Here is a 12,523-nt window from a genome sequence, read left to right as displayed (position 1 = left end):
ACCTCAAAGTATCCTTTAAATCATAGTTGTTGTATACCCTCGGCTGGCAATCGCTAAACCTTTCTTCTTAAAACAATTAACGTAAAATCATCGTGAAGCTGAAAATCCTGCAATTTGAGGAGGCTGTCATATATGTTTTTGACCATTTCCTGCGCAGAGCAACACATATGTTCCTCAATGAGCTTCTGTATATCGAGACGCTCCAAGAAACCGTTTTCCGTCCTGCATTCTGTAACGCCGTCAGAAAATAAAACAATCATATCTCCTTTTTCGAGATATTGGTCAAATTGCCTGTAGTCATAATCCTGCGAGATCCCGAGAACCAGCCCTTTAGCTTCTAAATCGTAAAATGCATTGTCTTTTTGAGAATAGTAGAATCCCGGTTCATGTCCCGCTGAAGCGTATGTAAATCGATGATTGTCCGTATTGTAATTTGCATAAAACATCGTAATAAACATACTGGCATCAACGTTTTGTTCAACAACGCGATTCAAGTTTTTCAGCACCTGTGAAGGGTGAATGCCCGTTTCCGGCAAAGAATCCATCGCGTATTTAATCATAGACATACATAAAGCTGCCGGAATTCCTTTGCCGATGACGTCAGCAATGGCAATATTAATGGACTCTTTGTCTTTAACAAAATGGTAATAATCACCGCTCATCTGTTTGGCGGGCACACTGATCGCGCCAATGTCCAGCGCTTCTTCCTCCGGAATTTTTGTTCCCAGAAGCGTCTGCTGTACATTAGCTGCGATTTCAATTTCTGATTTAATTTCCTGCTGTATCCCCCTGAGGGTTTGATGCTCTTGATAAGCCATTCCATATCCAATCATGACTTCTATTAAAAAATCCAGCGAATGAAAAACATCTTCCGGGAGACTCGGATACAGCTCCTTCAGCACTTTTCGGTGAATACTGATGATTTCTTCCGGAGGAATTTGATGCTCGATTGTTTTTCGGCTGAATTTTTGGGCTTGATATAAAGATGTTTCTGTTAATTCGGCTATATATCGGCTAAGCAGCTGATGGTACCGCTGCTCAATAACCTCCCTAAAATCCACTTTCTAACCTCCTACCGAAGCCATTTTATGGCTTGTATCTCTGTTCCTTCCCCCGTTACGGAATTTAAGCTAAATTCATCCATCAGCCTTTTCACGCCGGGAAGTCCCGCTCCCAGTCCGCCTGACGTTGAAAACCCGTCTTCCATGACTTTTCGGATATCAGGAATCCCCGGCCCTTTGTCTTCCGCTATAATTTTCAGGCCCTTTTTTCCTCTGTCTGCGACCTGTTCAATTCCAATCTGGCCTTTGCCGGCATATAAATAAATGTTCCTGGCTAATTCTGATATAGCCGTTGTGATCCTTGCCTGGTCTACAGTGCCGAAACCCAGCTCTTTTGCAACGTTTCGTCCCAGCTGTCTGGCGGCCACGATATCCCATTCTGTCATGATCTTTACACAGGATTGGTCGTTCATTCGCTATTCCCCCAATTCCCGCTTCAATGTCTCAAGCCCTTGCTCTAAGTCGAGCGCCGTTTCGATTTCCTCAAGCGCGATTCCAAGTTCAATCAGCGTCACCGCAACGGCGGGCTGAATGCCTGTTAAGACAACTTTTGCGCCCATTAACTTAGACATTGTGATGACATCGCCCAGCACTTTGGCGATAAATGAATCAATCATGTCCACAGATGTCAGGTCAATGACGACCCCGTTGGCACCTGTTTCGTATATTTTATTTAATAAATCTTCTTGAAAAGTTAATGCTGTCTGGTCATCAAGTTCCCATTGAATGGACACTAATAAGCAATTATACAGTTTCAAGATCGGGATTTTTGGATGTCTCACAATGTTATTCCCCCAATGAAACGATTTTTCGATCCGTCATTTCCAATGCTGTTTGAATTCCTTTTTGCAGGGTATTCTTAGTAATAACTTGGGATAAATCAATCCCAAGGTTAACGATCGTCTGGGCGATTTCCGGACGGATTCCGGCGAGCAGGCATTTCGCTCCGACAAGCCTTACCGCTTCAGACGCCTGAATAATATGATGGGCAACCATCGTATCGACGACAGGCACACCGGTAATATCGATCAGCACGACTTGGGAACGGTGTTTGACAACGCCGTTAAGCAGATTCTCCATAATTCGTTTTGCGCGTTCCGTATCGATCGTTCCGACCAGCGGCATGACCGTTATATTTTCAAAAACCGGGATCAGCGGCGCAGAAAGCTCCTGCAGTGCGATTTTTTGCAGGGATACTGTTTTTTCCCATGAGATAGAGTACTGATTAAAAATTTCTGTATTAATCGGACTGAAGAAGCGGTCAATCTGCCAGATTAATTCCGTACTCTCTTGATCTGGCAATCTCTTATCGTTCATCTTCGTGTAGAGACGCTTCCAGAATTCAGCAAGCGCCGTAGCCAGAAACTTCATAGAAAGTCCGATTTGGACGGCTCTCAGCGCCAGTTCGCTGATTTGGCTTTCAGCAGCGCTTTCATCATTAACAAATGAAAGCAGAATGTCGATATATTCTTTAGATATATTTTCATAAACTTGGTCAGTCAGCTGATATGATTCTTGTTCACTTAATTCTTTTAGTGTGTCAGTCCACAATTGAAGCAGTTCATTTTGATTCTCGGCTATGAACTGATAGACAGTCTGATTCGACATCAAATTCGCTTACCTCCCGATAAAAAACAACATATTTTTTCTCGTTATTCCACTATTATATCGTTAATGTTTTTTGAAAACAAAAAAAGTTGCTCTATTTGAGCAACTAGGTAAATATTACTAAAAATCAATGAGTGCCAAACTGATCTGTAAGGCTTCATCAACCTTATCCATCATTTCATCATCCAGATGAGTAATCTTATCCGTTAACCTTTGCTTGTCAATCGTCCGAATTTGCTCCAGCAAAATAACGGAATCTCTTTCAAAACCGTAGCGTTTTGCATCAATTTCGACGTGGGTTGGTAATTTCGCTTTCTGTATTTGGGCTGTTATGGCTGCAACAATAGCAGTTGGGCTGAAGCGATTTCCGATGTCATTTTGGATCACTAAAACCGGGCGCACCCCGCCTTGCTCTGAGCCAACAACAGGAGATAAATCAGCAAAATAAACATCGCCGCGTTTCACAATCAAATGATTATCCTCCGCTGACTAAGCGCTCAACTGTCGTTTCAGCCTCGCACTCCGCAAAGTGAGCCTCGGAAGAAATGTTCAGGTTGATTTTCGCCATTTCCATATAGCCGCGTCTCATCAAATCACGGTTGTGACGAGTTGTTCGTTCGCTGACATAGGCTCTCACTGCTTGTGATATCAGTTCGTTTCTGCTTCGTTTCTCCCGCATCGCTACACCATCCAATTCAGCTACTAGGTTTTCGGGCAAGCTGATTTTCATTTCGGTTCTTGCGCTGGATTCAGACAAAAAACATACACCTCCACCAAACTTACGGATACGACTCTTTTATCCATCCAGTGATAATGATACCATTATTCACTCTTCAAGCAAAGCTGTTTTAAAAATTCTATCGTGATATGAGCTATTCGCTTGCATTCCCCTGCAATAAAGGGTTTCTTACTTCCATTATACTCCCATTTTCCAAAAACATACGGGGAACGCGGGAACTTATTGTACAAGCCACCTCGTAGTTAATGGTTTCGAGCCTGCCTGCGACCTCATCCATGGAAATATATTCATCCCCCTGGCAGCCGATCAATGTGACTTTTGAGCCCGGCGGATATTCCTGATCCAGCTCCACCATAAATTGGTCCATGCAGATTCGGCCGGCGATTTTCAGCCGTTTTCCTTTCACGAGTATCTCTGTTCCCTTCAATTGGCGGAGCCAGCCGTCCGCATAGCCAACGGGCACCGTTCCGATCCATGTGTCTTTTTCCGCTGTGTATTCCGCCCCGTAGCTGACACTTTCCCCTTTATGTACCTTTTTGACATGCGACAGGGTCGAATGCAGGGTGAATGCGGGACGCAGTTTAAACGGGATTTCATCGGTAATTTCCGCTGACGGACGCAGGCCGTACATGCCGATGCCAAATCTGACCGCGTTAAAAAAGCCTTTTTTCAGACGCAGGCCGGCGGCGCTGTTGGCGCAGTGAACCATCAGTTTCTTTAAAGGCAGAGGAGCAATCAATTCTTTAAAGCGTTCAAACTGCATCAGAAAGTAGTCTCTTTGTTTTTCATCAGCAGTCGCAAAATGAGTGAAGACCCCTTTGCATTTTAAGCCTGGGTTGCGCTCCAGAATTTTCATCACGTGATGAATCTCTTCTTCTGTTTTCACACCGAGCCTGTTCATTCCCGTATCAACTTTCAGATGAAAATGAAGGGAAGCTTTCTTGAGGTGGCGCGCGGCTTCCTGAAGCCATTCAACAGAATAACCCGTTAACGTCACGTCGTATTCCGCCGCGATTTTCACATACTCCGGAGGAACCGCGCCGAGCACCAATATAGGCGCTTTCAGGCCCCGCTGGCGAAGAGAAATCGCTTCATCCAAGATCGCCACGGCTAAGCATGAAGCACCTGACTCAAGAGCCGCCTTCGCTACTTCTGCATCCCCATGTCCGTAGGCATTTGCTTTCACAACCGCCATCAGGTGGACATGTTCACCGATGTGTTTTTTCATATTACTGACATTTTCTTTAATCGCGGACAGGTCAATTTCCGCCCACGTGTCTCTGTAAAAAGGTTTTGTGCTCATTTATGACACTTCCTAGCGTTTATTCAATATCATTTACATATCATACTAAAATTATAGGGCAAAGTGAAATTCTGCCTGACGAAAAAAAGGCCAAATTTGATTCGGCCTTTAGGAGATTATTTGGATGATTGTCCCTTCATGCTTTTGGCGACTGTCACCATCTCCTCTTGTGAAAGATCTTTTGATGAAAGAAGATAATCCACACCTTCGTAAGTCCATGTTAGCGAAGCATCTGACAAAGCGCCGATTGTGTAGCCAAGATTAACCGGTTCCGCATTCAGCGTGACTGAGGAGGACGCTTTTGCAACCTGGGCTTTTTCCTGAATTAAGGTGAACGATTTTTCTCCGCCGTAAGTCATGATGACACGCTTGCCATCTTCCGTTGAAATATCTTTTTCCTCAAGCAGTTTTACGCCTAGCGGCAGTTCAAGCGGCGTTTTGACGGCAAAAGAGTCGGAAGGTTTCGCGCTAGTGGCGACATCCATTTGAGAAAGGGTCATATTTTTCTTTTCATCAAAGGACTCTTTGTCGAATTGCTTATTGAATTGGAAGCTGCTGAACTCTACTTTCACCATCACTTTTCGGTCGGTATCCATGACTTTGACAGATAGCGGGCTCATGTCCTTCTTGTTAAATGTGATTTCTTGTGTCGGAAGCATTTTGTTATGCTGATAGTTCGTTTTTGTTTCAAATACGTATTCTGATTCTTTTGAAGTGAAGACTGCATCCGAATCGTTTTGAATATCCTTTACAAGCGATTCAAACAAATAGACTTGGCTGCTGTTGTTTGGCCAGTCGCTTTGAAACCTGAAGCTCTTATTTAAAGACGGTGTGAGAACAAATACTCCGTTTTCATTTCGTAAAATGACTTGGTTTTGGTCCTTTTTCGGATTTTCCAGATAGACCCGGTACAGAGACGGTTTTTTGTGCCAGATTTCCACATTGTATACTTGCGGGTCACTCCCTGTCTCAATGGTCATTTTTGCTTTTGCTTTGTACGAGGTATATTCTTTCGCCTTCTCGTCCAGCCCGGTAACGACATCTTCCTGTGATTTTTGTCCGCAGGCAGAAAGAATAAGGACAGCCAGCAGTCCCGTTAAAAGCAAAACAAAGCTTTTTCTCACCTTTTTCAACCCCTTTTTCTCAATTGATGTAAAAGGAAGAAATCGCTTGTTTGACTTTAACGGTACGCTCGGTACACGGTTAAACAGAACAGAGGCGTACCATAAAAGCCTCAAACAACTCGTCTCCCTTAATGCATTATCAAATATATGAGAGGGGTGTCCCTAATATGCAGACTAGCTTGACAACGTTTCAATGACAACCTGTGCAGCCGCATATTCCTTCGTATGAGTGATTGACACATGAACAGCGGCTTGGCTCAGCTTTACGCAAACAATAAAAGGCTTGCCATTCGAATCTTTTGTCACTTCAATGTCTTGAAAACTTAAATTCTTGCCTATTCCTGTGCCGAATGCTTTCGAAAAAGCTTCTTTTGCCGCAAATCTTCCTGCGAGAAATTCAATTTTTCTTTTCTCAGAAAGCTCATGATACTGAGCAAGTTCGCCGCCTGTTAAAATACGCTCGGCAAATCGTTTCTGGCGGTCGGCCATTGCAGCGATCCGCTTAAGCTCCACGATGTCTAATCCTATACCGTAAATCATGTTTTACACCCTCCTTTGCGCTTGTACTATTTGAATGGTTTGTCTCATAAACGTGTTACTATAGAAATACCAAAATGATGAAATGGGGCTCGGCATGTTTATACGGACTGAAAACTTTCAAACCTTTATCAGGCTTTATCCCGTTGTCACCTTTATATTGGCTGCTCAGGCCGTTCTCTGGCTGTTCTTTTCACTTCCTGTTCCTTCAGTCGTGTTGTGGAGAGACGCTGTCACAGGCTATAACCTTGGCGTCGCTAACGGTGAATGGTGGCGGCTGGTCACGCCGATTTTTCTTCACGCAGGGTTTACCCATCTGCTGTTTAATTCCATGTCCATCTTTTTATTTGCGCCGGCTCTGGAACGAATGCTCGGAAAAGCGCGTTTCCTTCTTGTGTATGCAGGTTCCGGAATGATCGGAAACATCGGCACGTATTTTACAGAACCGCTTGATTATGTGCATGTCGGAGCTTCCGGCGCGATCTTCGGGCTGTTCGGCGTTTATCTGTTTATGGTTCTTTATCGTAAAGAGCTGATCGGGCAGGACAACTCCAAAATGATTATCACATTGCTTGCCTTTGCCGTTCTCATGTCGTTTATCAACTCCAATATTAACATGATGGCCCACCTGTTTGGACTTTGCGGCGGGTTTCTCCTGTCTTTTTTATGTGTGCAAAAAAAAGAGCGGCGGTATTAACCGTCCGCTTTTTCATATGAGTACCAGTTTAAAATGATATCTGCATCCTCTTCTCCCACATCTCTCACCGTTAATTCTTCCATATGGCTTGACGATTTTACGGAGGTGGAAATGGTATACAGCTTCCCCTTCTTTTGAAAATAAGATTGGCTCGCTTTGCATACTTGCATTCGCTTTCTCAACACAATTGCAGTCGTTCTGCCGATAAATCTCGATGTCAGCTGGAGACGGTCTCCGCTGATTACCCAGGCCGCATCTTTATAAGCAAGATACCCGAAAAACAATTCAATCGGCAGCAGGACAATCGAGAGATAACCCCATGGCTGAAAGAAAATACACAGCGGAATGATGAAAAAGATGGAGAAAATGGTTGAGCGGAATAAGTACCGCTTCAATGCGCGCCGCGGCAGATGGCGGCGATTTTCTTCCAGCGTGTATTCCGGCGTAAAAGTACGCAGCATGCCGGGAAGCTTTTTTTTGTGAATCATCGGAAACAGAATGGTCGAAGCGCCCTCTGCTTTTTCCGGGTCTCCTCCTCCGCCCGCGCTGACGATTGACACCGTCGCAAAACCGAAAAGCTGGCGGATGATGTTTTCTTTTATTTTGATGGCTTGTATTTTGCGAAGCGGTATGGTGACTTGGTGTTTTTCAATAATACCCCTTGAAATCACCAATTCCTGCTCTTTTTTAACGATTTGAAAGTTAGCATATTTAAACATCATGCCGGCTATGCTGAGAATCCAGGTGATAAACAAACCAATAAATATAAGCACGGCGTATATGCCTATGTTGGCGTGCTGCAGAAAGGAGAATTTTTTGAAGAGCCAATCCATCGGCAGCACCTCATCCAGCTGAGAAATGAGCGCAAATACAGCAGAAATAATCACGCCGATTCCTCCGGAAGTTGAGGCGGCCATAAGTAATTCTTTTGCATTCATGCTGTATTTCACCTGCGGCCCTGCATCCGGGAGCGCCTCTTTATCTCCTGACAGGCCTTCATCGGTATCGATTGGATTTCTTTCTGCTTTTTTCTTAAATACGGCTTCTTTGATTCTCTCAGCTTCTTCAACTGAAATAGCCGACAATACCGCTTCCGCCTCTTTGCCGCCGCCAGCCGTTTCAATTTGCAGTTTGACAAGCTTGAAAATTTGCTGGATCACATCCGCACTCGTATTCATCGTTTGAATCCGGTCAATCGATATATACCTCTTTTTCGTCACAAACAAGCCTTCCTCGATTCTGAATTCATCATCTTCGATTCGATAGGAAAACTTTCTCCATTTGATGATGCTTGCTGCCACGAGCCAGATGAACAAAACGCCGAGCGCGATGGCTCCATAAAAACGGACAGTGTGATTAGAGTTGACGATATACACAAAAAAGAATGGCAGAATAATATTTTTTATCGTTTGAATAATGGTATGGGATAAATTCAAAATGACTGCCGCCGGGTGAAGGCGTTTCGGTTCAGACATCATCGTCAGTCACCCTTGCCAGGCGCGAAATGGAGTCTCTCAGCTGATCCGCTTCCTCCATCTCTAAAGCAGGAATTGAATGCACAGTTGCTGCCGTGGAGATTTTCACTGTTGCCAGATTGTATTTTCTTAATAACGGCCCTTGCGAGGTGTCTACGTGCTGAACCCTGACCATCGGCACGATCACGCGTGTCACAACAAAGATACCTGATTGAATATCTATTTCGTTTTCATGAACTTCATAACGCCACACTTTGTGCCGGATCTTTGGAATCAGATAAATCGTCACAACCGAACCCAGCAGCCAAACTGCGCCGAGCACGCCGCTAATCCAGTACGGCCAATGGAAAAAATAACTTAACACTGCAACTGCTATGACAATAAGCAAGCAGACAGCGGATATGATTATCTCTTGAAGTCGCCAAACCTTTAATCCGTCTGGACTGATTTGGTTTTTGGGCTGCTTTCTCAAAATACCTACCTCCCGTTTTTCTCATCGTTACTTATACGCGCTTATGCAGAAAAAGTTTCATCTTTAAGCATACATAGAAAAAACGGTGCCGTCAGCTGAAAGTTTGCTTAATGGCCATGAATTTTTGAACATAAAAAAAGCCCAAAACAACTCATGTTTTAGGCTCTTAAATTCTTTACAGAATTAGTATGATTTTTTCTGGCGTCTGTCACCTGAAGAACGGCGATCGTTTGAACGCTTTTTATCATAGGAAGAACGGTTGCTGCTTTTCCCTTTACCGCCGCGGTAACCGCCGCCTTGTCCGTCTCTGCGTTTAGAAGTGCGTTGGTTTTTGTAGCGTTTGCCGATCATCGGCGCTTCGTCTGTTAAGCGAACTGGTGTGCTATCCGGCTCTTTTGTAGCCATTTTGATAGCCGCTGCAACCACTGTCACTGCATCATGATCTTCAAGCAGCTCGGCTGCCGCTGTCATGTAGAAGTTCAAGTTGTTTTCGCTGATTGTCGTACGAAGACGATCAACTGTAACCTGCTGCTGGCCTTCTAACGCTTCATCAAGTGTCGGCTCTTTCATGCGGTCCATTTTGCGTTTCGTTGTTTGTTCAATTGCGCGAAGCATGCTTTTCTCACGCGGTGTGATAAACGTCATCGCCATACCTGTTTTACCTGCGCGGCCTGTTCTTCCGATACGGTGAACATAGCTTTCAGGATCTTGAGGCACGTCGAAGTTGTACACGTGTGTAACACCTGAGATATCGAGTCCGCGAGCTGCAACATCAGTTGCAACAAGTACTTCGATTGCACCTTCTTTAAATTTGCGAAGCGCAACCATACGTTTCGCCTGCGTTAAATCACCATGAATTCCTTCAGCTGCATATCCGCGAAGGTTCAGGGCTTCTGCCAGTTCATCAACACGGCGTTTTGTACGTCCGAATACAATCGCAAGCTCAGGAGACTGAATGTCAAGAAGACGAGTCAGTGTGTCGAACTTTTTACGCTCCTGCACTTCCAAATAGAACTGCTGAATGTTAGAAACAGTCATTTCTTTTGCTTTTACTTTTACGTGTTCAGGCTCAGTCATAAAACGCTCTGCAATGCGTTTGATCGGCGCTGGCATTGTAGCTGAGAACAGAAGCGTCTGATGCTCGCTCGGCACATTTGAAAGAATAGATTCGATGTCGTCGATGAACCCCATATTCAGCATTTCATCCGCTTCATCCATTACAACTGTATTTACATTGTTTAAACGAATCGTGCGGCGGTTAATGTGGTCAAGAAGACGTCCCGGTGTTCCGACAATGATATGCGGATTTTTCTTTAACGCCCGGATTTGTCGTCCAATATCCTGCCCACCGTAAATAGGAAGAACTTTCGCACGTTTATCTTGTCCGATTTTATATAATTCTTCAGATACTTGAATGGCTAATTCACGGGTTGGTGCGATTACGATTGCTTGAATATTAGGAGACTCGGGGTTAATTTTCTCAACAAGGGGTATACCAAACGCAGCTGTTTTACCTGTACCTGTTTGCGCTTGTCCAATGACATCTTTATTTGAAAGTCCGAGCGGAATCGTTTGTGCCTGAATCGGCGTTGCTTCTTCAAATCCCATACGGTTAATTGCCTTCATGAGATCAGAACTTAATTGAAAATCTTGAAACGTTATAGTCAAATTATTCAAACTCCTTCTAATTGCTGTTTCAGTAATGTCGTGATTTACCACTTAAAAACTGCCCTCCATGGAAAAAGGACAGGATCCTTACGTATACAAAGCCCGAATTACTTTAAGTTTTATCTTACCATTACACTACTTGTTTTTCAATAACGCGGTAAGCAGATCAGCATTTTGAATGCGCTCGCTGACCTGCTAACCAAATATGCCGGACGATGCCCAATCCCGCTCCTTGTGTCCGCGGAAAACCTAAGGTCAGCGGATGGCGGTCCGTACACATATTTTCGTATCGCGAAATAAACCTGTCATTATTGTACCATAGCCACAGCCGGTCATACATAAATTATTTCGGGCCGGCATACATTAGTGTCTGCACATCATTTTTATTTTATGATTGCAATCTGCTTTTTTTCGCAAGATTTTTTAAGAAAACGGGCTCTCCATTAAATCTTTAACGATTTCTTCAAGCTTCATACCTCTTGACGCTTTGAATAAAACCAAATCTCCTTTTGAGGCTTTATTCTTCAGGGCCTGAGTGAGATCTTTTTTGTCGCTGAAGTGGCTGATGCGTTCTTCTCTAAAATGTTCCATCGCACCTTCGGCGATAAATGCCCCCAGTTTTCCATACGTAAAGACGTGGTCAATTTTGTCCGGGCTGATCACAGCGCCGCATTCTTTATGGAACGTTTCTTCAAGATCTCCGAGTTCAAGCATGTCTCCGAGCACGACTATTTTCTTCCCGTATCCTTCAAGGCTTTCTGTCAGTTGGATTGCAGCCTTCATCGATGTCGGGCTCGCGTTATAAGCGTCATTAATAATAGAAATGCCGCTGTCTGTTTTCATCAATTCAAGTCTCATGCCGGTGACCTTCAGGCCGCTTAATCCTTTTGCCGCATCCTCCGGCGTGATGCCGAAATAAGCCCCTGCGGCGATTGCCGCCATGGCGTTCATCACATTATGTTTGCCCAGAATAGGGATAAAAAACGTTTTTTCTATGCCTTTGATCGTAAAATAGGTTCCCGCTTCACTCTGGCTGACATCCTGCAGCTGATAATCGTTTTGCGCCCCAGTACCATACGTTTTTGTTTGGCAGCTGTAGTCTTTTTGCAAGAGCGGTTCGTCTCCGATATAAATCAGCACACCGTCTTCTTTCAGGCCGTTGATAATTTCCAGTTTCGCTTCCGCAATGCCTTCTCTTGAACCAAGATCCTGCATGTGGGATTCGCCGATATTCGTTATCACTGCCGCATCCGGATTTGCCAGGCGGCTCAGGAGGTCAATTTCTCCTTTTGCGCTCATTCCCATTTCCAGTACGGCAATTTCTGTATCTTCTGGCATCGCTAACACTGTAAGCGGCAGCCCGATATGGTTGTTGAAGTTTCCTCCTGTTTTATGGACGCGGTACCGCGTTTGCAGGACAGTGTGAATCATGTCTTTGGTCGTCGTTTTGCCGTTGCTTCCTGTTACTCCGATGACACGTGTGCCGAGCTCCTGTAAATAAGCTTTTGCAAGCTGCTGGAGCGCAGACAATGTATCTTCCACCAGAATCACAGCTTGATTCTCGGGCGGATTTGGTTCAGAGCGGTTCCACAGAACGGCAGACACGCCAGCTTCAAAAGCCTGCGGCACAAAAGTGTGGCCGTTAAAATGCTCCCCTTTCAGCGGGATGAAAAGCTGATTGCTTTCCAGCTTTCTTGTATCTGTAGCAACTCCATGAATGACTGTATTTTCATATTGCGGGTTTGTCAGTGTGCCTTTGACCATTTCGGCAATTTTCTTTACGGTTCGCTTAATCAAGTAAGGTCCCTCTCTTTCTTTTGGTGATATACGGGAAAAGAC

The 12,523-nt window shown here is 44.5% G+C and carries 14 protein-coding genes; 1 reads left to right on the top strand and 13 read right to left on the bottom strand.

The features are described from left to right. Nucleotides 1–53: 53 nt before the first annotated feature. The 9 genes from rsbU to acpS form a co-directional block, all read right to left on the bottom strand. Nucleotides 54–1,061, bottom strand: coding sequence for a phosphoserine phosphatase RsbU (gene rsbU / locus P3L57_RS02695; protein ID WP_044161721.1), 1,008 nt, complete (start codon nucleotides 1,059–1,061; stop codon nucleotides 54–56). An 11-nt stretch (nucleotides 1,062–1,072) separates the two neighbouring features. Beyond that, the gene (gene rsbT / locus P3L57_RS02690; protein WP_024714447.1) at nucleotides 1,073–1,474 is read right to left on the bottom strand and encodes a serine/threonine-protein kinase RsbT; all 402 of its coding nucleotides are present in this window, start codon (nucleotides 1,472–1,474) and stop codon (nucleotides 1,073–1,075) included. A 3-nt stretch (nucleotides 1,475–1,477) separates the two neighbouring features. Next, the gene (gene rsbS, locus P3L57_RS02685; RefSeq protein WP_003225190.1) at nucleotides 1,478–1,843 is read right to left on the bottom strand and encodes an RsbT antagonist protein RsbS; all 366 of its coding nucleotides are present in this window, start codon (nucleotides 1,841–1,843) and stop codon (nucleotides 1,478–1,480) included. A 4-nt stretch (nucleotides 1,844–1,847) separates the two neighbouring features. Further along, nucleotides 1,848–2,672, bottom strand: a complete 825-nt coding sequence (gene rsbRA / locus P3L57_RS02680; protein WP_082687807.1) for an RsbT co-antagonist protein RsbRA — start codon at nucleotides 2,670–2,672, stop codon at nucleotides 1,848–1,850. 117 nt (nucleotides 2,673–2,789) lie between these two features. Beyond that, nucleotides 2,790–3,140, bottom strand: coding sequence for a type II toxin-antitoxin system endoribonuclease NdoA (ndoA, locus tag P3L57_RS02675; protein WP_003156187.1), 351 nt, complete (start codon nucleotides 3,138–3,140; stop codon nucleotides 2,790–2,792). 4 nt (nucleotides 3,141–3,144) lie between these two features. Then, on the bottom strand, nucleotides 3,145–3,426 hold the full coding sequence (gene endB / locus P3L57_RS02670; protein ID WP_003225183.1) for a type II toxin-antitoxin system antitoxin EndoAI: 282 nt from the start codon (nucleotides 3,424–3,426) through the stop codon (nucleotides 3,145–3,147). Between the two features lie 115 nt (nucleotides 3,427–3,541). Next, nucleotides 3,542–4,711, bottom strand: a complete 1,170-nt coding sequence (gene alr, locus P3L57_RS02665) for an alanine racemase (protein ID WP_044161733.1) — start codon at nucleotides 4,709–4,711, stop codon at nucleotides 3,542–3,544. A gap of 116 nt (nucleotides 4,712–4,827) precedes the next feature. Continuing rightward, nucleotides 4,828–5,844, bottom strand: coding sequence for a LolA family protein (locus P3L57_RS02660; RefSeq protein WP_082687822.1), 1,017 nt, complete (start codon nucleotides 5,842–5,844; stop codon nucleotides 4,828–4,830). 165 nt (nucleotides 5,845–6,009) lie between these two features. Beyond that, nucleotides 6,010–6,375 carry a holo-ACP synthase gene (gene acpS / locus P3L57_RS02655; protein ID WP_069487530.1) on the bottom strand — a complete coding sequence of 122 codons (366 nt, stop codon included), beginning with the start codon at nucleotides 6,373–6,375 and terminating at the stop codon, nucleotides 6,010–6,012. 94 nt (nucleotides 6,376–6,469) lie between these two features. Between acpS and P3L57_RS02650 the strand changes: the two genes are divergently transcribed. Further along, nucleotides 6,470–7,069 (top strand): rhomboid family intramembrane serine protease, encoded by a 600-nt coding sequence (locus tag P3L57_RS02650; protein ID WP_024120294.1) that lies wholly within the window; start codon nucleotides 6,470–6,472, stop codon nucleotides 7,067–7,069. On the opposite strand, the gene P3L57_RS02645 is transcribed toward P3L57_RS02650, so the two are convergent. The 4 genes from P3L57_RS02645 to P3L57_RS02630 form a co-directional block, all read right to left on the bottom strand. After that, complete coding sequence (locus P3L57_RS02645; RefSeq protein WP_069487529.1) at nucleotides 7,066–8,547, bottom strand: PH domain-containing protein; 1,482 nt, start codon at nucleotides 8,545–8,547, stop codon at nucleotides 7,066–7,068. The genes P3L57_RS02650 and P3L57_RS02645 overlap by 4 nt on opposite strands. Further along, nucleotides 8,537–9,016 (bottom strand): PH domain-containing protein, encoded by a 480-nt coding sequence (locus tag P3L57_RS02640; RefSeq protein WP_069487528.1) that lies wholly within the window; start codon nucleotides 9,014–9,016, stop codon nucleotides 8,537–8,539. The genes P3L57_RS02645 and P3L57_RS02640 overlap by 11 nt, the downstream gene beginning before the upstream one ends. A gap of 183 nt (nucleotides 9,017–9,199) precedes the next feature. Beyond that, a complete protein-coding gene (gene cshA, locus P3L57_RS02635; protein WP_024120291.1) occupies nucleotides 9,200–10,684 on the bottom strand; it encodes a degradosome RNA helicase CshA in 1,485 nt (494 codons plus the stop codon). A 423-nt stretch (nucleotides 10,685–11,107) separates the two neighbouring features. Continuing rightward, a complete protein-coding gene (locus tag P3L57_RS02630) occupies nucleotides 11,108–12,481 on the bottom strand; it encodes a UDP-N-acetylmuramoyl-tripeptide--D-alanyl-D-alanine ligase (protein ID WP_044161744.1) in 1,374 nt (457 codons plus the stop codon). Nucleotides 12,482–12,523: the final 42 nt, after the last annotated feature.

The organism is Bacillus sp. B28, from assembly GCF_029536185.1.
GTDB lineage: Bacteria > Bacillota > Bacilli > Bacillales > Bacillaceae > Bacillus > Bacillus halotolerans.
Note: the sequence above shows the minus strand (reverse complement) of the source record. Positions and strands in the feature narration are given on the sequence as shown.